Source organism: Dickeya aquatica, assembly GCF_900095885.1.
Lineage (GTDB): Bacteria > Pseudomonadota > Gammaproteobacteria > Enterobacterales > Enterobacteriaceae > Dickeya > Dickeya aquatica.
On sequence record NZ_LT615367.1, the window covers coordinates 3,883,728 to 3,903,613 of the forward strand.

At 53.1% G+C, this 19,886-nt stretch carries 17 protein-coding genes; 4 read left to right on the forward strand and 13 right to left on the reverse strand.

The features are described from left to right. Positions 1–2: 2 nt before the first annotated feature. Genes lspA through ribF form a run of 3 tightly spaced genes read right to left on the reverse strand, consistent with a single transcriptional unit; the run spans position 3 to position 4,313 of the window. Positions 3–512 carry a signal peptidase II gene (lspA, locus tag DAQ1742_RS17595; protein ID WP_035344305.1) on the reverse strand — a complete coding sequence of 170 codons (510 nt, stop codon included), beginning with the start codon at positions 510–512 and terminating at the stop codon, positions 3–5. Then, positions 512–3,337, reverse strand: coding sequence for an isoleucine--tRNA ligase (gene ileS, locus DAQ1742_RS17600; RefSeq protein WP_035344307.1), 2,826 nt, complete (start codon positions 3,335–3,337; stop codon positions 512–514). Before ileS ends, lspA begins: the two co-directional genes overlap by 1 nt. A 34-nt stretch (positions 3,338–3,371) precedes the next feature. Beyond that, positions 3,372–4,313: a bifunctional riboflavin kinase/FAD synthetase gene (ribF, locus tag DAQ1742_RS17605; RefSeq protein ID WP_035344309.1), complete on the reverse strand. Its 942-nt coding sequence runs from the start codon at positions 4,311–4,313 to the stop codon at positions 3,372–3,374. Positions 4,314–4,720: 407 nt separating this feature from the next. On the opposite strand from ribF, the gene rpsT reads away from it, so the two are divergent. After that, on the forward strand, positions 4,721–4,984 hold the full coding sequence (gene rpsT, locus DAQ1742_RS17610) for a 30S ribosomal protein S20 (protein ID WP_035344311.1): 264 nt from the start codon (positions 4,721–4,723) through the stop codon (positions 4,982–4,984). 110 nt (positions 4,985–5,094) lie between these two features. Here the strand turns inward: rpsT and nhaR are convergent, their stop codons facing one another. The 5 genes from nhaR to dnaK all read right to left on the reverse strand — a co-directional run bounded on the left by nhaR (position 5,095) and on the right by dnaK (position 10,725). After that, positions 5,095–5,985 (reverse strand): transcriptional activator NhaR, encoded by an 891-nt coding sequence (gene nhaR, locus DAQ1742_RS17615; RefSeq protein WP_035344313.1) that lies wholly within the window; start codon positions 5,983–5,985, stop codon positions 5,095–5,097. A gap of 28 nt (positions 5,986–6,013) precedes the next feature. Beyond that, positions 6,014–7,189, reverse strand: coding sequence for a Na+/H+ antiporter NhaA (nhaA, locus tag DAQ1742_RS17620; RefSeq protein ID WP_035344315.1), 1,176 nt, complete (start codon positions 7,187–7,189; stop codon positions 6,014–6,016). Between the two features lie 41 nt (positions 7,190–7,230). Next, positions 7,231–7,353: a hypothetical protein gene (locus DAQ1742_RS20750; RefSeq protein ID WP_256388384.1), complete on the reverse strand. Its 123-nt coding sequence runs from the start codon at positions 7,351–7,353 to the stop codon at positions 7,231–7,233. Between the two features lie 218 nt (positions 7,354–7,571). Further along, positions 7,572–8,705, reverse strand: a complete 1,134-nt coding sequence (dnaJ, locus tag DAQ1742_RS17625; RefSeq protein WP_035344317.1) for a molecular chaperone DnaJ — start codon at positions 8,703–8,705, stop codon at positions 7,572–7,574. 109 nt (positions 8,706–8,814) lie between these two features. Further along, positions 8,815–10,725 carry a molecular chaperone DnaK gene (dnaK, locus tag DAQ1742_RS17630; RefSeq protein ID WP_035344319.1) on the reverse strand — a complete coding sequence of 637 codons (1,911 nt, stop codon included), beginning with the start codon at positions 10,723–10,725 and terminating at the stop codon, positions 8,815–8,817. 380 nt (positions 10,726–11,105) lie between these two features. Here dnaK and satP point away from each other — a divergent pair, with 380 nt between their 5' ends. After that, positions 11,106–11,678 (forward strand): acetate uptake transporter, encoded by a 573-nt coding sequence (gene satP, locus DAQ1742_RS17635; RefSeq protein ID WP_035344321.1) that lies wholly within the window; start codon positions 11,106–11,108, stop codon positions 11,676–11,678. Positions 11,679–11,798: 120 nt separating this feature from the next. On the opposite strand, the gene DAQ1742_RS17640 is transcribed toward satP, so the two are convergent. Both DAQ1742_RS17640 and mog read right to left on the reverse strand, forming a co-directional pair. Then, positions 11,799–13,118, reverse strand: coding sequence for an MFS transporter (locus DAQ1742_RS17640; RefSeq protein ID WP_035344323.1), 1,320 nt, complete (start codon positions 13,116–13,118; stop codon positions 11,799–11,801). Positions 13,119–13,247: 129 nt separating this feature from the next. Then, complete coding sequence (gene mog, locus DAQ1742_RS17645) at positions 13,248–13,835, reverse strand: molybdopterin adenylyltransferase (RefSeq protein ID WP_035344325.1); 588 nt, start codon at positions 13,833–13,835, stop codon at positions 13,248–13,250. Positions 13,836–14,333: 498 nt separating this feature from the next. On the opposite strand from mog, the gene DAQ1742_RS17655 reads away from it, so the two are divergent. Further along, on the forward strand, positions 14,334–15,446 hold the full coding sequence (locus tag DAQ1742_RS17655) for a GGDEF domain-containing protein (protein ID WP_067487302.1): 1,113 nt from the start codon (positions 14,334–14,336) through the stop codon (positions 15,444–15,446). Positions 15,447–15,585: 139 nt separating this feature from the next. Here the strand turns inward: DAQ1742_RS17655 and tal are convergent, their stop codons facing one another. Further along, positions 15,586–16,539, reverse strand: a complete 954-nt coding sequence (gene tal / locus DAQ1742_RS17660) for a transaldolase (protein ID WP_035344329.1) — start codon at positions 16,537–16,539, stop codon at positions 15,586–15,588. Between the two features lie 277 nt (positions 16,540–16,816). Between tal and yaaA the strand changes: the two genes are divergently transcribed. Then, positions 16,817–17,596 carry a peroxide stress protein YaaA gene (yaaA, locus tag DAQ1742_RS17665; protein WP_035344331.1) on the forward strand — a complete coding sequence of 260 codons (780 nt, stop codon included), beginning with the start codon at positions 16,817–16,819 and terminating at the stop codon, positions 17,594–17,596. Positions 17,597–17,662: 66 nt separating this feature from the next. Here the strand turns inward: yaaA and thrC are convergent, their stop codons facing one another. Together thrC and thrB are read right to left on the reverse strand one after the other, a co-directional pair. Next, positions 17,663–18,952 carry a threonine synthase gene (gene thrC, locus DAQ1742_RS17670; RefSeq protein WP_035344333.1) on the reverse strand — a complete coding sequence of 430 codons (1,290 nt, stop codon included), beginning with the start codon at positions 18,950–18,952 and terminating at the stop codon, positions 17,663–17,665. 3 nt (positions 18,953–18,955) lie between these two features. Continuing rightward, on the reverse strand, positions 18,956–19,885 hold the full coding sequence (gene thrB, locus DAQ1742_RS17675) for a homoserine kinase (protein ID WP_035344335.1): 930 nt from the start codon (positions 19,883–19,885) through the stop codon (positions 18,956–18,958). Between the last annotated feature and the right edge of the window lies 1 nt (position 19,886).

Below are 19,886 nucleotides of genomic sequence, written 5' to 3' on the forward strand. Positions count from 1 at the left end.
GATTATTTACCTTCCTGCTGCTTTTTTTGTGGCGAGGTCAGGAACCCCTCCAGCACAATCAGCAACGCACCAATCACAATAGCGGTATCCGCCAGATTAAACGTCGGGTAATGCCAGTCACCGATGAAAAAATCCAGAAAATCGATGACGTAGCCATGAACCAGTCTGTCCGTCAAATTACCAATCGCTCCGCCGATAATCAGCGCATAAGCAATGTTGTTCAGTTTCTGGGCAGCACTGGAGCGGTACATCATCGCCAGTAACGCCACAATGATTGCCAGCGCAATGGCGGCAAACAGCCAACGCTGCCAGCCGCCTTTATCTGCGAGGAAACTAAACGCCGCGCCATAATTATGGGCATAGGTAAAATTGAAGAAAGGCATTAATGACGCGGATTGACCCAGTTGAAAGTGGGTCATCACCCACTGCTTAGTGCCCAAATCCACCACCAATACCAGTGCAGCCAGCCATAGCCAGCGCAAACCCGTTGTTGCTCCAGTCGAGTTACTCATCAGACAAATTTACGCTCTTCGCCATCACCGCCAATATTGGTCGCACAGCGACCACACACATCAGAATGCGCAGCACTGCTGCCGATATCCGTCTCATAGTGCCAACAGCGCGGGCATTTCTCGCCTTGCGCCTTACTGAGGACAATTTTCAGCCCCGGTAATTCACTTTGCTGCGCGTCTGCCGGTGCATTGTTGTCATGATCCAACCGCGCTTTGGAGGTTAATAAGGCAAAATGCAACTCACCTTGCAGGCTGTTGAGCTGTGCAAACAGTGTGTCATCGGCATACAGCGTCACCGCCGCTTCCAGTGAGCCACCGACACGCTTGTCGTTACGCGCCTGCTCGATAACCTTGTTCACTTCACCACGCACGTTTAGCATGTCGGCCCAGAAGGCATCGTTCATCGGCTCGTCATCAGCCAGACCGAACAGCCCGTCATACCACTCTTCGGTAAAGACGAACTGTGCACGTTTACCCGGCAGATATCCCCAGATTTCATCAGCGGTAAACGACATAATCGGGGCCATCCAACGCACCAGCGCCTCGGCAATATGATACAACGCAGTCTGGCAGCTACGACGCGCCACGCTGTCGCTCTTCGCGGTGTACTGACGATCTTTGATGATATCAAGATAGAACGAGCCCATCTCAATGGAGCAGAACTGCATCAGGCGTTGCACCACGCGGTGAAAATCGTAGCTCTCATAGGCTTCGACTATCTCCTCCTGCGCGGCTTTGGCACGACCCACCGCCCAGCGATCCAGCACCACCATCTCTTGTGGTTTCACGCTGTGCTGCACCGGGTCAAACCCATTCAGGTTAGCCAGCAGGAAACGGGCGGTATTGCGGATACGGCGGTACGCATCAGCAGAACGTTTGAGGATTTCATCAGAGACAGCAATTTCGCCGGAATAGTCGGTAGAGCCTATCCACAGACGCAGAATATCGGCACCCAGTTTATCCATCACATCCTGTGGGCTGACGGTGTTGCCGATGGATTTCGACATTTTGCGGCCCTGGCCGTCCACGGTGAAGCCGTGCGTCAGCACCTGACGATAGGGCGCTTTACCGTTAATTGCCGTCGAAATCATCAGTGAAGACATGAACCAGCCACGATGCTGGTCAGAACCTTCCAGATACATATCCGCCGCGTGACCGCTGAATTCAGGGCGCACATCCACGACTGATGCATGGGTTGAACCTGAGTCAAACCATACATCCAGCGTATCCGGCACTTTCTCGTAGTGCTCGGCATCCGCCCCCAGCAGATCCGCCGGGTTCAGATCCCACCATGCCTGAATGCCATCCTGCTCAACACGCAATGCCACGGCTTCAATCAGCTCTGCGGTACGCGGATGCAATGCCTGGGTTTCTTTGTGCACGAACAGTGACATCGGCACCCCCCAGGTACGCTGGCGGGAGATACACCAGTCAGGGCGGTTGGCGACCATCGACTCAATGCGCGCCTGACCCCAGTCAGGGATCCACTGTACCCCTTTGATTTCCGACAGTGACTGCGCACGCAACCCTTTTTGATCCATGCTGACAAACCACTGTGGCGTGGCGCGGAACAAAATCGGTGACTTGTGACGCCAGCAGCACGGGTAGCTGTGTTGCAGCTTTTCATGGTGCAGCAGTGCACCGCGCTCGCGCAGCAATTCAACAATCTTGTCGTTGGCTTTAAACACGAACAGACCATCGAGCCCAGGGAACGTACCAGACAGATAGCAGCCGTTCGGCCCGACCGGATTGGCGATTTCCAACTGGTATTTCTGGCTGATGACATAGTCATCCGGGCCGTGACCACCGGCGGTGTGTACTGCACCCGTACCGGCATCCAGCGTAACGTGATCACCCAAAATAGCCGGCACATCGAACGCCATGAACGGATGGCGGAAGCGCAGCAGTTCCAGCTCTCTGCCTTTTACCGCCTGGCCCAGACGAGAAACGGCGTCACTGCCCGTCACGCGCTTGACAACGGAATCAGCCAGACCTTCAGCCACGATAATCGCTTTATCCGCTACCTGAATCAGTACGTAATCAAATTCGGCATTCAGTGAAATGGCGCGGTTGGCAGGCAGTGTCCAGGGGGTCGTCGTCCAGATAACCAGCGCCACATCGCCATCAACAGCATCAGCCGCCAGCCCGAATTTTGCCAGCACCGCCGCACGGTCAACTGCGTTGAACGCCACATCAATGGCCGGAGAGGTTTTGTCGTAATACTCCACCTCCGCTTCCGCCAGCGCAGAACCACAATCGGCACACCAGTGCACCGGTTTAGCTCCTTTGTGCAGATGGCCGTTTTCGATGATGCGGCCCAGCGCGCGAATAATGTTGGCTTCAGTGTTGAAGTCCATCGTCAGGTAAGGGCGATCCCAGTCACCCAGCACACCCAGACGGATAAAGTCTTTCTTCTGCCCGGCCACCTGTTCGGCGGCATACTTACGGCAGGCTGCGCGGAACTCGGCAGCACTCACTTTCACTCCGGGTTTACCGACCAGTTGCTCAACTTTTAACTCGATCGGCAGGCCGTGGCAGTCCCAGCCGGGGATATACGGCGAGTCATAGCCAGATAACCCTTTGGATTTGATAATAATATCTTTAAGGATCTTGTTAACTGAGTGACCAATGTGAATGTTGCCGTTCGCATACGGAGGGCCATCGTGCAGAATAAAGGTTTTCTTACCCTTCTTGGCGCTACGAATAATCCCGTACAGATCCTGCTCATACCAACGTTTCAGCATGTCAGGTTCACGCTTGGCCAAATCGCCACGCATCGGGAACCCTGTTTCCGGCAAATTCAGGGTAGTTTTATAGTCACTCATTCGTTTCTCGATTTCGTTTTCGGCTAGAGAAAAATTAAACCGGTGCCTTCAACCCAAAAAAGTCACGGGCGGCCACCACATCGTTGGCGATTTGCTGCTTCAGCGCATCCAGCGAAGCAAACCGCTGCTCACTACGTAATTTCTTGCACATCACCACATCTATATGTTTGCCATACAGATCCAGCGTGACATCCAGCACATGCACTTCCAGTTGCTGGCGTTTATCTCCGGTTACCGTCGGGCGTGTACCGATATTCGCCACACCGGGTAGCGCGGCGGCTCCCAGTCCATGTACCTCAACAGCGTAAACACCACTAACAGGTGACACCTGACGTTTAAGCGGCAGATTGGCGGTGGGAAAGCCGATAGTGCGACCCAGCGCGTTACCATGCACCACCCGGCCCGAGATGCTAAACGGATGCCCCAGCAGTTCCGCTGCCAGCGTCAGCTCATCGTTTGCCAGCGCCTCGCGCACCGCGGTGCTGCTTACCCGTTTACCGCTGCGACAGAAGGTGGTGGTACTGCACACCTCAAACCCAAGCCCGGCACCCGCTTTCTGTAATAACAGGAAATCCCCTTCACGACCAGCACCAAAGCGGAAGTCATCCCCCACCACCAGGAATTTCACGCCCAGTTTTTCCACCAGCAGGCTGGAGATAAAGGTGCTGGCATGATTGGCGGCAAAACTGGCATCAAACGTGACGCACAATACATAATCCACGCCTGCCTGTGCCAGATACTTCACCTTATCTCGCAGACGGGTCAGCCTTGCAGGCACTTTGTCGGTCGCAAACAGCTCTAATGGCTGAGGCTCGAAAATCATCACCATCACCGGCAGGCCGCGCGATTTTCCTTCCTGCCTGAGGCGCTCAAGCAGCGCCTGATGCCCGCGATGAACACCGTCAAAGTTACCAATAGTTAGCACACAGCCGTAATGGCAGGCCTGAAGATTGTGTATACCGCGAATTAGCTGCATAACTGGCTCAAAACAGTGGAAATCGGCGGATTATACCTTGTACAACGGGTAAGGTTAACCCGCGATTCATGCCTTTTGTTGCCTGCGCACCGGATTTTAGTCTGCCAGAGCGATGAGAAATTTTCATCCAGCACTGGCTGCGGCCTGCGGCGCGGTGCTGGCTTTTAGCCCGTAATCAAACGGTTGAGCCTTTGTGCCTGAGATAAGGTGGGTAAAGGGTGAATTTATGACGCGAAAGGCTGTATTCCGGGCGCTTAAGCTGTTAAAATCCCGCGCCATCACAACGTAACTGGCGCTGACGTACAAACGGCGCTTATTTGCACAAATCCATTGACAAAAGAAGGCTAAACGGGCATATTCCTCGGCCTTTGAATTGTCCTCGATAGAATATATTTGGGAGTTGTACCTTGGCTAATATCAAATCAGCTAAGAAACGCGCCGTACAGTCTGAAAAGCGCCGCAAGCACAACGCTAGCCGTCGCTCGATGATGCGTACTTTCATCAAGAAAGTGTATGCGGCCATCGCCAGCGGCGATAAAGAAGCTGCGCAGAAAGCGTTTAATGACATGCAACCAGTCGTGGATCGTCAGGCCAGCAAAGGTTTGATCCACAAAAACAAAGCTGCGCGTCATAAATCTAATCTGACTGCACAGATCAGCGCGATGCAGTAATCACGGCAACGTGATAGCTCGCTAAAGAAACCGGCTCTGGCCGGTTTTTTTGTCGCTGAATCTACCAGGCTGGATGGCCCCTCCCTTACTGGCGATAGTCAGAATAATATCTATAGCCGGAATAGAGAGGAGTAGTCCTCATTGCATACCCGCTGCACCGCAGGATGCTGGATCATCCGTTCGGCAAAAATCACATAATACTCATCTTTAACATCCTCAAGGCGGCCAATCTCTTCGACCTCTCCCTGAGCCTGTATCACACTGACATGCAGCGATGGCGCAACGAAAATAGCATCATGATTAAGCCCAAACGCAGTCATCAGCGCAGCATCATCGAATTCGCCCATCACCTCAACCGACAGGTTCTGCCCGCTAATCCAGTTAAGCAACTTGCGGCCCAGCATGGTACGGCGCGCCGGAATGAGCAACTTGCGTTGCGTCAAACACGCAGGAAATGGCAAATCCGGTACCGGTTGACGACAATAAAAACTCACCTCGCATTCGCCAAGCTTCCGAGAGAACAACCCGGCCTGCTGGCCTGAATCGACCGGGCAATCAGATAAAATCATGTCCAGCTTATGCTGACTGAGCTGCTCTAACAGCAGCTCATGCGTTGACTCAAAACAGCGTAAATGAATCGACGCCTGTTCATTCACCACCGATTCCAGCACCCGACTGACCAGGCGTTTGGAGAGCGCATCCGCCACACCAACATCAAATAACAGGCTGGATTCTTTGCGGTAATTAACGATGTCCAGCATTTCCTGGCTCAGCGCAAACATCTTGTCAGCATAGCGGAATACCAGTTGCCCAAGCTCGGTAGGGACAAGCCCTCGCCCTTTACGCTTAAATAACCGGCCTTGTAAACGCACCTCCAGTAACTTGATTTGTCCGGTCACCGTCTGCGGCGTCAGGAACAGCCGTTCAGCGGCAGCGACCACTGAACCGGCTTTATACACCTGCCAGAAATAGTAGAGGTGGTTGAAGTTGATGTGTGACATATCAGCCGGTCCCCTAAGCGGGTGAGAGTTAACGTGCGCTGGCAGGCAACACTGAGCGTAATATCCAATAGCCCAGCACCGCGGTCACCAGAGAGGTCAGCAAAATCGCCAGTTTGGCATACAGGATGTCTTGCATATCGGCTTCGCCAAATGCCAGCAGGGTAATAAAAATCGACATGGTAAACCCGATACCGCACAACACGGATACCGCCATAATCTGTCGTAATGTCACACCTGCGGGCAATTTGGCCAATCCCAGACGCACCACCAGAACACTAAACAGTGATACACCAATTGGTTTACCCAGCAACAGACCGCTCGCTATCCCTAACGTTAACGGCGACACCAGATTATCCAACGTCACACCTTGCAGCGAGATACCGGCGTTGGCAAAGGCAAACAGCGGGATCACCAACAGGGCAATCCAGCTTTGCAAACCGTGCTCCAGCGTCACTGCCGGAGAAGGCTTACCCGCAGGAGCGCGCAATGGAATAAAGAACCCCACAATCACACCCGCAAGGGTCGCATGTATGCCTGACTTCAGGATAAACACCCACAGCACCGCCCCAACCAACAAATAGACCGAGGTTTTCATCACCTGCTGGTAATTCATATACGCCAGCAAGGCAATAGCAGCCAGCGCGCCAGAGAGTGCCAGCCAGTGCAGTTGCTGAGTATAGAACAGGGCAATAATCACAATCGCGCCCAAATCATCAATGATAGCCAGCGCCAGCAAGAACACTTTCAACCCGACTGGCACCCGTTTACCCAACAGCACCAGAATGCCTACCGCAAAGGCGATATCCGTCGCGGTGGGTATGGCCCAGCCAGAACGCATTTGCGCATCACTGGCGTTAAATAACAGGAAAAACAAGGCCGGAACCAGCATACCGCCGAGGGCAGCAAGCACTGGCAGCATGGCCTGTTTACGGCTGGCTAACGCTCCCATCACCAGTTCGCGTTTAACTTCCAGCCCTACCATCAAAAAGAACAATGCCATCAGGCCGTCATTAATCCACAGCAGCAACGGCTTATTGAGATGCAATGCTCCCATGCCCATTATCACCGGCGTGTCCAGAAATGCCTGATACCACGGTAATGTGGCCGGGTGATTGGCTATCGCCAGCGCCAGTAGCGTTGCGGCAATTAAAATAAGACCGGCTGCTGCCTCAAGGCCTATCAGATAACGAACGAGCTTTATCACGCGTCTTCTCCCTTATAGGTTATGCACCAGACGCACCGTTATCACTGCAACGATGCCAGAGAATGGCGCACAAAATCTGATGCAAACACACCAATAAAACCGTCATGGCGCAATACAGGCGTTCCCACCCGGCCATCACGGCAGGCAAGATTAAGCCACTTCATCCTTCGTTAAAAGCAGTTTTAAACGCAGTTAAAGCACGAAAAAACCGAGTCATTGTTTTGAAAACCGAGCCGTTGTTTTGAAAACCGAGCTGTTGTGTGCTGTCTCGCTGACGAGCATCAACTCACGCCCTGAGAGGGATAAGGTTGAGAGTAAAAGGTCGAGAGTAAAAAACCGGCCGCTACATAGCGGCCGGTTTTCTCACTCGTTGACTGCGCGCTTAACGCGTCAGGTCATCGAAGAATTTTTTCACACCATCAAAGAAACTTTTGGAGCGCGGACTATTGCCTTCGCCGGTGGGGCCACCGAAGCTTTCCTGCAACTCTTGCAACAACTGCTTCTGCCTGTCACTCAGGTTCACCGGTGTTTCCACCACCACGCGGCACAGCAGGTCGCCCTGCACACCGCCTCGCACCGATTTCACGCCTTTACCACGCATACGGAACAACTTGCCGGTCTGCGTTTCTGCAGGCACTTTCAGCATCACGCGGCCATCAAGGGTCGGTACTTCGATTTCGCCGCCTAATGCCGCCATGGCGAAGTTAATCGGCACTTCGCAATAGAGGTTATTATCTTCACGCTGGAAGATGGGGTGTTCGCGTACCTGAACCTGTACGTACAAATCCCCTGCCGGAGCGCCAAACTCCCCCGCTTCCCCTTCGCCAGCCAGACGAATACGATCGCCGGTATCAACGCCTGCCGGAATTTTTACCGACAGCGTTTTACTTTTCTCGACACGGCCATGACCGTGGCACTTGGTGCAAGGATCTTTGATTATCTTGCCGCGCCCATGACAGTGCGGACACGTCTGCTGCACCGTGAAGAAGCCCTGACGCATCTGCACCTGACCATTACCGTGACAGGTAGGGCACGTCACTGCGTTGCTGCCAGGTTTGGCACCGCTGCCGTGGCAAACATCACACTCTTGCAGCGTGGGAATTCGAATCTCTTTGGTGACGCCGCGCACCGCTTCTTCCAGCGTCAGCTCCATGGTGTAACGCAAATCAGCACCGCGACTGGCGCGCTGACGACGGCCTCCGCCAAAAATATCGCCGAACACGTCGCCAAAAATATCACCAAAATCTGCGCCGCCGAAACCACCGGCTCCGCCACCGCCCATACCGCCTTGCTCAAATGCGGCGTGCCCATATTGGTCGTAGGCGGCACGTTTCTGAGCATCGGTCAAAATTTCATAGGCTTCTTTGACTTCTTTAAACGTAGCCTCAGCGTCTTTATCACCCGGATTACGATCGGGGTGGTATTTCATCGCCAGCCGTTTATACGCCTTTTTAATCTCGCGCTCATCTGCGCTTTTCGCAACGCCCAGAGTCTCGTAGTAGTCTTGCTTGGCCATTATTTTTTCCTGCCCTCAACATGCGTGCACGGGCGCAGAGTTTCCCCGACGCCCGTGCTGGTTGCCAGCAACAGTATGAGCTACCGCTACTGCGCCCGCCTAAGGGCGATTATTTCTTGTCTTTAACTTCTTCGAACTCAGCATCCACCACGTCGTCATCCTGACGGGCGGCGTTATCAGCACCCGCAGCACCGGCCTGAGCCTGTTGCTGCTGCGCCGCTTCCAGCAGTTTGGTGGAAGCTTCTGCCAGCTTCTGGATTTTCGCATCGATATCGGCTTTATCTTCGCCTTTCAGCGAGGCTTCCAGCGCCTTCAGTGCCTCTTCGATAGCGGTCTTGTCCGCTGCGGCCAGTTTGTCGCCGGTTTCTTCCAGTTGCTTACGGGTGCTGTGCAGCAGGTGATCGCCCTGATTGCGCGCCTGTACCAGCTCTTCAAACTTACGGTCTGCTTCAGCGTTTGCTTCCGCTTCACGCACCATCTTCTGAATTTCTTCCTCATTCAGGCCAGAAGAGGCTTTGATGGTGATGTTCTGCTCACGACCGCTGTTCTTGTCTTTCGCAGACACATGCAAAATACCGTCCGCATCGATGTCGAAGGTCACTTCAATCTGCGGCATACCACGCGGTGCCGCCTGGATACCATCAAGATTAAACTGCCCCAGTGATTTGTTGTCATGTGCACGTTTGCGTTCACCTTGCAGCACATGGATAGTCACCGCAGACTGATTATCTTCCGCCGTTGAGAACACCTGACTGTGTTTGGTCGGGATAGTGGTGTTTTTAGAGATAAGCGGAGTCATCACGCCACCCATGGTTTCAATACCCAGTGACAGCGGGGTAACGTCCAGCAACAGCACGTCTTTCACATCACCAGCCAGCACACCGCCCTGCACCGCGGCACCAATCGCTACCGCTTCGTCCGGGTTCACGTCTTTACGCGGTTCTTTACCGAAGAAGTCAGCCACTTTCTTCTGCACCAGCGGCATGCGGGTCTGGCCGCCGACCAGAATCACATCGTGGATATCAGAAACAGACAGGCCGGCATCCTTCAATGCCACTTTCAGCGGCTCCAGCGAACGCGTCACCAGCTCTTCAACCAGAGATTCCAGTTTGGCGCGCGTCACCTTAATGTTCAGGTGTTTCGGGCCCGTCGCATCGGCGGTGATGTACGGCAGGTTAACGTCAGTCTGCTGGGCAGAAGAGAGCTCGATTTTCGCTTTTTCTGCCGCTTCTTTCAGACGCTGCATTGCCAGCGGGTCGTTACGCAGGTCAAAGCCCTGATCTTTCTTAAATTCATCAACCAGATAGTTGATCATACGGCTGTCAAAGTCTTCGCCGCCCAGGTGAGTGTCACCGTTGGTCGCCAATACTTCGAAGGTTTTTTCACCGTCCACATCATCGATTTCGATGATGGAGATATCAAATGTACCACCGCCCAGGTCATACACGGCGATAGTGCGGTTGCCAACACCTTTGTCCAGGCCGTAAGCCAGTGCCGCCGCTGTCGGTTCGTTGATAATACGTTTCACTTCCAGACCCGCAATACGACCGGCATCTTTGGTCGCCTGGCGCTGGGCATCGTTAAAGTAAGCCGGAACGGTGATAACGGCTTCGGTGATGGTTTCACCCAGATAATCTTCCGCCGTCTTTTTCATTTTTTTGAGGACTTCAGCGGAAATCTGCGGCGGAGCCAGTTTCTGGTCTTTCACATCAACCCAGGCATCACCGTTATCAGCCGGAATGATTTTGTACGGCATGATATCGGCATCACGCTGTACTTCCTCATCCTGAAAACGGCGGCCAATCAGACGCTTAATAGCAAACAGCGTATTTTTCGGGTTAGTCACCGCCTGACGTTTAGCCGGTTGGCCAACCAGAGTTTCACCATCCTGCGTATAGGCAATGATGGAAGGCGTGGTGCGATCGCCTTCGCTGTTTTCCAGTACTTTAACCTGCGTACCGTCCATAATCGCTACACAAGAGTTGGTTGTCCCCAAGTCGATACCAATAATCTTACCCATCTAAACATCTCCACTTAAAAGTCATATCCGGTGTGGTGGTTTAACCTACTATGCGGGCGAAAAACGACGTTTCAACACCCCGAAATCGTCTTTGTCATGCAGCCAAACCATACTGATGACTCTAAGATGGGGACAACAATTCCGGCATCAAGGGGCCCTCACCAAAAAAAACTGCATCTTCCCGGTTTTTGATCAAATTATTCGCTCCCTATCTTGTTGTCTCGCCCATGTCAGCCCGCTATGATGCCGCGCCCGCCACAGAAAAAGGGATTAACCCGGCCTGTAGGCAGGTTATGGCTCGTTAGCTGCCGGGTGATAATACCCAGGCGACACAACACATTGACCACGTATATTGACTATTTTGTTATTGCAGAGGATGTATGCACGCTAAAACGTTGGCGAATCCGGGTCCACTGGGACTGATGGGCTTCGGAATGACCACTATTTTGTTGAACCTGCATAACGCAGGCTTTTTCCCATTGACCTCTGTCATTCTGAGTATGGGGATCTTTTACGGCGGTATCGCGCAGATTCTGGCAGGCCTGCTGGAATACAAAAAAGGCAATACCTTCGGCGTCACCGCATTCACATCTTACGGCGCATTCTGGCTAACGCTGGTTGCGATTATCATGTTGCCGAAAATGGGTCTGGCAGAAGCGGCGGATGCCCAGTTCCTCGGGGTATTCCTGGCACTGTGGGGCATTTTCACCCTGTTTATGTTCTTTGGCACGCTGGCGGCCAACCGCGCGCTGCAATTCGTTTTTGCCAGCCTGACGGTACTGTTTGCCCTGTTGGCTATCGGCAACATCACGGGCAACCATGCCCTGCTGACCGTTGCCGGTTATGAAGGGATCGTGTGCGGGGCCAGCGCCATTTATCTGGCCATGGCTGAAGTGATCAATGAGCAGTATGGCCGTACCATTCTGCCAATTGGTGCCCGTGGCGCACACTGATAGACTCGCATGACCTAAGCTATCAGGTACAAAAAGAGAGGCATCCATGCGGTCCCTCTCTTTTTTATTCAGCTTTTTATCAGTGAGTTACCCCTTTCACGGAACACACCAGAGCAGCGACTATACGCCAGCAGGCGATGTCGCCGGTTCTGCATAAGCCTCCCCCTCTTCGTGGGTATGGCTTTGCAGATAAATCCCCAGCATCAGCCCCAGCGCACTGAGTGACAGCACATAAAAAGCCGGTGCCAGTGGTGTCCATTTCATCAGTAGCGTCACGAAGATAGGCGTCATACCGCCAAAAATGGCGTATGCCACATTGTAGGAAAAAGAAATACCGGAAAAGCGCACCGCTGGCGGGAACGCACGCACCATCACATACGGCACCGCGCCCACAACCCCGACGCTCAACCCCGCCAGCGCATAGCTGATGAACAACAGGCTATGGCTTTGAGCCGCCTGCGAATAAAAGAACCAACTGCACACCGCAAACAGCAGGCTGCCGATGATAAAGGTACGGCCGACGCCAATCTTGTCCGATGCCAGCCCGGCGATAATGCAACCGACCATCAGCATGACAATCGCCAGACTGTTGGCCTGCAATGTCAATGCCGCCGGGATACCGTACAGTTTCTGCAAGTACACCGGAGCCATCAGGATTACCACCACAATCCCCGCTGACAAAATCCAGGTCAGCAGCATGGAGATGGCTATCGCTTTTTTATGCCGATACACGACCGCCTTGAGCGGCATCTCCTCAGCCAGCGTTTTATGCGCCAGCATTTCGCGAAAAATCGGTGTCTCTTGTAACCAACGACGCAAATAGAGCGCGATGAGGCCAAAAATCCCACCGATAAAGAATGGGATACGCCAGCCGCCAGCCACAATTTGTGATGGCACCAGCAGCGTATTGAGCAAGGTTGCCACCATTGAGCCAAACAAAATCCCCAGCGTCAGCCCGGCAGTCAGTGTGCCACAGGCAAAACCAATACGCGCACGCGGTACATGTTCAGCCACGAAAACCCAGGCTCCGGGCACTTCTCCGCCAATCGCCGCCCCTTGCAATACGCGCATCAGTAACAGCAACAGCGGAGCCGCAATACCAATATTCGCGTAAGTCGGCAGCATCCCCATCACCAGCGTCGGTAACGCCATCAGCAGGATACTCAGGCTGAACATTTTCTTGCGCCCGACCCTATCGCCAAAGTGAGCCATCACAATGCCCCCCAGCGGGCGGGCAAGATAACCGGCGGCAAAAATGCCAAAGGTTTGCATCTGACGCAGCCACTCAGGAATATCTGAGGGAAAGAACAATTCACCAATAACGGCAGCGAAAAACACGAAAATAATGAAATCGTAGAATTCGAGGGCTCCCCCAAGTGCCGCCAGTGACAGGGTTTTGTAATCATGCCGGTTCAACCGGCGCTGTTGTTCAGCAATCATAAATCACCAAAAAATGCCAGCGTGATAAGAAAAATAACCTTCATTTTTCATGTAAAGGAAAGATTACTATAACGTAAGCATTCTTACACACCAGCATGGTGAAATATTTGGAAATTAAAATCGCAAAATTCAGCTTTTAATCTCGCGGATGGCACTCTTTGGTCGAAAAGCTGCTACGACATCGGGATTGGTTTCAATATACGGGCCTTCGAGCAGTTGAATACAGTAAGGCACGCTGGCAAAAATCCCTGCAACAATGACCTGCCCGTCAGCATCTTTAAGACCCGACAACGTTTCACGAATAGATTTTGGCTGACCCGGTAAGTTCAGAATCAACGCCTGCTTACGAATTACGCCCACCTGACGCGACAAAATTGCCGTTGGCACAAAGCGCAGGCTTATCTGGCGCATCTGCTCGCCAAAGCCAGGCATTTCTCTGTCCGCGACGGCGAGCGTGGCATCCGGCGTCACATCGCGTCGCGCCGGCCCCGTGCCGCCAGTCGTCAACACCAGATGGCAACCGCACTCATCCACCAGCTCGCACAGTGCCTGTTCAATTAACGGCTGTTCATCCGGCACCAAACGGGTTTGTACATTAAAAGGCGTCGTCAAGGCTTCTGAAAGCCAGGCTTGCAGCGCTGGAATACCTTCATCCTGATACACACCGCTGGATGCACGATCAGAAATCGATACCAAACCAACACACAAACTGTTCATAAACACCCCTTGTTTATCAAAAAATTTTTCTAAAAATTCGACGCATTATCTTACGCATTAAACCATTCAAAAATCTGTGTACTAATGCGACAATGCCTGAAATCTGTACGGAACAATAAGAAACGAGACAAGCCACCTTTAATTTCTAATTATTCATAGAGTTAGCAATTAGAGATTGGCGACCGTTTCAAATAATGCCCCCTAAATTTTCCGGGTTGCAGGGAAGCGCTACAGCGGTCATTTGCCAAAGCGTGGTGGCGGATAGCAACGCCATCTCCCCCCTCCGGGTTTAGCGGTTATAACCATTATTAAAGAGTCCACCCCAACCAGCATGGTGGTCAAGGCCCGTTTGCTCAGTGATTACCGCAGGAAAAAACCGCTCAACGCCGAGGGTTCTCCTGAATACAACGAGCAGCACGCGCTGATGAACCAAACCGCCATGGGGCTGGACTACATTGCCGTACTACGGCACATCACTGGGAAATGCAGGAAAAGTGAATGAATATAATTAAAAGCCAGCTTGTCCGGTTACTTGCCAACCCTGTTTCCGCATTTTTCTTATTCGGCATCTTCTCTGTTGCCTTGACCAGCCTGTTATTACTGAATTCACGTCAAAAAGACTGGCAGGAAGAAAAACGCAATTTCGACCATGCTGTTCAGGTGTACGAATCCTACAACACCGGTGGCGAAGCCATTGAAAGCGATCGTATCTATAAAGTGGGTAATGCCATGTTTTCCCGGGTGCGCATTATGTCATTTAACACGCGGGATACCCGCCATGAATGTATCAATCGCCTGTCGGAAATGAGCCTCTCACTCAATGAAATGGCCATTATCCGGGTATGCAGGAACCTGTTGCCTTCCTCGGGGAATCTGCCGGAAGAGAACCAGCTCACCACGGTTACTCCCATCTTGTCACCCACGGATCAGTTAATTGGCGTACGGGTGCGCATCACCACACTTGGCTCCTCACCGGGTATTGACAGCATTTTCTCCTCCTCGGCGGAAATTATCACGCTGGTCTGCATCAGCCTGATGACTGCGGTTATGGGCAGCGTACTGTCGCTGGTCGCAAAGAAATACCTGATAGAACTGCCTGCCTCTGCCCGCTATGACGATCTTACCGGTTTTTTACGTCGTGACGCCTTTTATCAATTCGCCAATCGTGCACTAAAAGCCGTTCGTCAGGGCAATAAACCCCTGTGCGCCATGCTGATTGATATTGATCACTTCAAACAAGTGAATGACACACTCGGACATGCTGCCGGGGATGAAACGCTAAAAGCCGTGGCCAACACGCTTCGCCATACCTTTCGCCATCACGACATATCTTGTCGTCTGGGTGGCGATGAATTTGCCATTGTGTTGCCGAATACCACGCTGGATAACGCGATTCGTGTAACAGAGCGCGTCAGAGCCAATCTTGGCGACCCACAGGCTGAGGTGCAAAAAATCGCACCCGGCATTTCTGTCAGTATCGGGCTGGTAGCACTGGAATCGCCTGATGAAGCGCTTAATGACATCATCCGGCGGGCTGACGTGAATCTCTATCTGGCAAAAAGAACGCGCGACTGTACCGTCACCGATAATATTGCTAAAACGATGGCATAACCCCAACACCAGATACGCTTTACACCAGTCCATGCCGAAATAAACAGACTCAGTAAACAAAACGGCCAGCATACGCTGGCCATTCTTGGGTCAACATCACTGGCCGAAGGGTGGCAGGAGTCGCCTCTCACCACACCGCTTACAGCAGCTCGGCGATCATTTTTTCCAGTTTGCCCTGGTCTACAGCAAATTTGCGGATACCGTCAGCCAGTTTGTCTACCGCCATCGGGTCTTGATTATGTTGCCAGTAGAATTCCGCTTCGGTCAGCTTCGCCGGGCGCGCTTTGACTTCACCGCTATACGCCAGTTTCCGCACCACGTCACCCTCACTTTCAGAGAGCTCTTTGAGCAGTGCCGGAGCAATGGTCAGACGGTCACAGCCAGCCAGCTCCAGAATTTCGCCCGCATTGCGGAAGCTTGCCCCCATCACCACGGTTTCATAGCCATGCTGTTTGTAGTAGGCGTAAATCTCAGTAACAGACACCACGCCTGGGTCTTCATGCGCCGCAAACTCTTTTTTATCGCCATTGGCTTTGTACCAATCCAGAATACGGCCAACAAACGGTGAAATCAGGAACACGCCCGCTTCAGCACACGCACGAGCCTGAGCAAAAGAGAACAGCAGCGTCAGGTTACAGTTGATGCCTTCTTTTTCCAGTTGCTCTGCCGCACGGATACCCTGCCAGGTCGACGCCAGTTTGATCAGGATGCGATCATTGCTGATACCGGCATCGTTATACAATTTGATCAGTCGCTTGGCCTTGGCAACACTGGCCTCGGTGTCATAGGAAAGACGAGCGTCCACTTCTGTGGAAATACGCCCAGGGATCAGTTTAAGAATCTCAAGACCGATATTCACCGCCAGTTTGTCACCGGCATCAATAATCTGCTGTTCGTGCTTGTCACTCTGGGCACGCGCCCAGGCAACCGCATCATCAATCAGCACACGGTATTCGGGGATCTGAGCCGCATTCAAAATCAGCGAAGGGTTGGTGGTGGCGTCCTGCGGCTGGTAAAGCTTCATTGCCGCGATATCACCGGTATCCGCCACTACAGTGGTGAATTGGCGTAGGGAAGTCAGTTTATCCGTCATGTTGGCCTTTCTCATTGTTTGTGCATGAACTGGTGGCAGGAACTGTCGCCAGAGCCTGATAATAACACGCACCACTACCTGCGCAAGCGGCCCGGTAAACGCCCCCGGCTTAGCACCATCAATTTATCACTTATAAATCAATAAAATACGATATTTACCTGTAAACAGGCCTCAGTCTGGCTACGTTAATGCCCGGCACCTGTTGCAGTCATTGCCCCTTTTTTTAGCCACGTTTGCTACAGTAAGCCCAACTCAAAACCTGCACGGGGTACGTTACATGTTGATAATTCTTTCACCGGCCAAAACGCTGGATTACACCAGCCCGCTTGCCACATCACGCTATACGCAACCCGAACTGCTCGATTGCTCCAAAAAACTTATCAGGCACTGTCAACGGCTTACCCCTGCCGAAATCGCCTCATTAATGGGGATTAGCGATAAACTGGCCGACCTTAACGCCGCACGCTTTCAATCCTGGCAACCGGTATTTTCTCCTGATAATGCGCGCCAGGCACTGCTGGCGTTCAAAGGCGATGTGTATACCGGGCTGGCCGCGGAGGACTTTAGTGAAAGTGACTTTGATTTTGCCCAGCGGCACCTGCGCATTTTGTCCGGCCTTTACGGCGTACTGCGCCCGCTGGATTTGATGCAACCTTATCGTTTAGAAATGGGCACCCGGCTGCAAAACGATGCCGGGGATTCGCTCTATCCATTCTGGGGCGACACCATCACGCACACCCTGAACCAGGCACTGGCGGCGCAAGATGATGAGGTGTTGATTAACCTGGCATCGGATGAGTATTTCAAAGCCGTCAAACCGGCTAAACTCAAGGCACGGCTGATAAAACCGGTCTTCCTCGATGAAAAGAACGGTAAGTTCAAAGTTATCAGTTTCTATGCCAAAAAAGCGCGTGGACTCATGAGCCGCTTCATCATTCAAAACCGCCTGACGCAACCGGAACAGTTAAAGCATTTTGACAGCGAAGGGTATTACTTTGATGCTGATAGCTCCTCGGCAGAGGAACTCATTTTCAAGCGCGATGAGCGTGATGCCTGATGAGACACCACGCCCGATAAACGCGGCCAGACAGCGTTTTCACCGCTGGCCGCAAGCGGCGACAAATTAGTGCGGCAGTTCCATCAGGAACTGACGCAGTTGGGCAAAGTCTGCGGCAAAGTGATGCGACAGCAACGCCAGGTCGGCACGTTCGGCCAGCGCCTGCGGCAGCACCAGTGTTTTACCCATAATCGCCTCCACGCTCTCTTTGAATTTCGCCGGATGGGCGGTACCCAAAAACAGGCCGTACTCGCCCGGCTGTAACTGATCGCGCAGCAGGCGATACGCAATTGCCGCATGAGGCTCTGAGGTATAACCCAGCGCTTCCAGCTCCAGCATGGTGGCTTTGGTCGTCTCATCGCTCACCGCACCAAACGCCAGCGCAGTCAGCGGCCAATTCTTACGACGGAACAATTCTTCGACTCGTGGCCAGTTGTTCGGCTGGCTGACATCCATCGCGTTAGAGAGCGTCGCCACCGTCGGGTTCGGCTGCCAGACACCGCTTTGCAAAAAGCGCGGTACCGTGTCATTGGCGTTGGTGGCTGCGATAAAACGTTTCACCGGCAAGCCGAGCGATTTGGCCAGCAGGCCCGCCGTCAGGTCGCCAAAGTTACCGCTAGGCACTGACACCACCAACTGATTGCGCGCATCTTGCGGTAACTGGGCAACCGCTTCGAAGTAGTAGCTGATTTGTGCCAACAGACGGCTGATATTAATAGAGTTTGCCGAATTCAGCCCTATCGCACGCTTCAGTTCTTCATCGTCGAACGCCTGTTTCACCAGTGCCTGACAGGCATCAAAGTCGCTATCAATCGCAATGGTGTGAATGTTGCCGCCCAGCGTACAGAACAATTTTTCCTGTAACGGGCTGATTTTACCGTTCGGGTAGAGGATAACCACACGTACATTTTTCAGGCCGTAAAACGCATGGGCGACGGCGGCACCAGTGTCACCGGAGGTGGCAGTCAGGATGGTGATTTGTTCATCACCAGCAACCTCGGCCAGCATCTGCGCCATCAGGCGGCCACCGAAATCCTTAAATGCCAGTGTCGGGCCGTGGAATAACTCCAGTGCACCGATATCTTCACTCACCGGGGCCACCGGGGCCGGGAAGCGGAAAGCGGCTTTCACTCGCTGATAGACGGTCTCATCAGACATTTCATCGCCAATAAACGCCGACAAAATACGGCTGCTGCGGGTGACAAAATCCAGCGACAGCAGTTCATCAATCGTGGTGCGATCGAATTCGGGTAACTCCAGCGGGAAGAACAGGCCCTGATTGCTGCCAAGCCCCTTTTTAATCGCTTCAGCGAAGCTCACCTGTTCATTGTGGTCTTTCAGATTGTACAGTTTCATGCGTTATCCCAATTGTCGCGCGCCTGCGGTATCCAGACGGCAAATATGAACAAACCCTTCGTCGTTTTGCAGATAGTTTTCACGCAGCCAATCCGCTACACGGTGGGCAGCGTTCATCTCGTTGCACACGGAAAACAGCGTCGGCCCGGAGCCGGAAATACCACACGCCAGCGCACCGAGTTCACGGGTTGCCTGACGTGCGGCCGCAAAGCCCGGTAGCAGACGGGTACGATACGGTTCAGCAATCACATCCTGCATCAGTTTTGCCGCCAGTTCCGCCTGGCCGGTATGGCAGGCATGGATGAAACCGGCCAGATAGCGGCCATGGCTAATACAATCCTGACGGCGGTACTGTGCAGGCAGGATCGCCCGCGCCTCAGCGGTGGAGACTTTAATCCCCGGATAGGCCATCACCCACAGCCACTCATCAAACCCTGGCACCGGCTGGCTGACGATCCCCATCTCTTCGACCATCAACTGAATACCGCCGAGGAAACAGGGCGCGACGTTATCGTAATGCACACTGCCGGAGATACGCCCTTCCAGCTCACCCATCAGCGTGAGCAGACGGTTATCATCCAGCGGTTTGCCACAAAACTCGTTCATCGCCATCAAACCGGCCACCACGGAGCAGGCGCTTGAGCCGAGCCCGGAGCCGATCGGCATGTTTTTTTCCAGCGTCATTGCGACCGGCACCGTCTTGCCGATTTCCTGACAAAAACGTTCCCAGCACTGATAAACGATGTTCTCTTTCGGGTTATCCGGCAATTTACTGACAAAACGCCCTTCGTTACGCAGCGTAAACAACGCCGCTTCCTGCACACTCACGCAGTCGCCCAGCAACGTACCATCAACCGGTGATACCGCCGCGCCCAGCACATCAAAGCCGACGCTGACATTCCCGATAGACGCCGGGGCATAAATCTTCACCATT

Coding starts and splice junctions, on each gene's coding strand:
- lspA (WP_035344305.1), bottom strand. CDS start 512: ATGAGTAACTCGACTGGAGCAACAACGGGTTTGCGCTGGCTATGGCTG.
- ileS (WP_035344307.1), bottom strand. CDS start 3,337: ATGAGTGACTATAAAACTACCCTGAATTTGCCGGAAACAGGGTTCCCG.
- ribF (WP_035344309.1), bottom strand. CDS start 4,313: ATGCAGCTAATTCGCGGTATACACAATCTTCAGGCCTGCCATTACGGC.
- nhaR (WP_035344313.1), bottom strand. CDS start 5,985: ATGTCACACATCAACTTCAACCACCTCTACTATTTCTGGCAGGTGTAT.
- DAQ1742_RS20750 (WP_256388384.1), bottom strand. CDS start 7,353: ATGAAGTGGCTTAATCTTGCCTGCCGTGATGGCCGGGTGGGAACGCCT.
- dnaJ (WP_035344317.1), bottom strand. CDS start 8,705: ATGGCCAAGCAAGACTACTACGAGACTCTGGGCGTTGCGAAAAGCGCA.
- dnaK (WP_035344319.1), bottom strand. CDS start 10,725: ATGGGTAAGATTATTGGTATCGACTTGGGGACAACCAACTCTTGTGTA.
- satP (WP_035344321.1), top strand. CDS start 11,106: ATGCACGCTAAAACGTTGGCGAATCCGGGTCCACTGGGACTGATGGGC.
- DAQ1742_RS17640 (WP_035344323.1), bottom strand. CDS start 13,118: ATGATTGCTGAACAACAGCGCCGGTTGAACCGGCATGATTACAAAACC.
- mog (WP_035344325.1), bottom strand. CDS start 13,835: ATGAACAGTTTGTGTGTTGGTTTGGTATCGATTTCTGATCGTGCATCC.
- DAQ1742_RS17655 (WP_067487302.1), top strand. CDS start 14,334: ATGAATATAATTAAAAGCCAGCTTGTCCGGTTACTTGCCAACCCTGTT.
- tal (WP_035344329.1), bottom strand. CDS start 16,539: ATGACGGATAAACTGACTTCCCTACGCCAATTCACCACTGTAGTGGCG.
- yaaA (WP_035344331.1), top strand. CDS start 16,817: ATGTTGATAATTCTTTCACCGGCCAAAACGCTGGATTACACCAGCCCG.
- thrC (WP_035344333.1), bottom strand. CDS start 18,952: ATGAAACTGTACAATCTGAAAGACCACAATGAACAGGTGAGCTTCGCT.
- thrB (WP_035344335.1), bottom strand. CDS start 19,885: ATGGTGAAGATTTATGCCCCGGCGTCTATCGGGAATGTCAGCGTCGGC.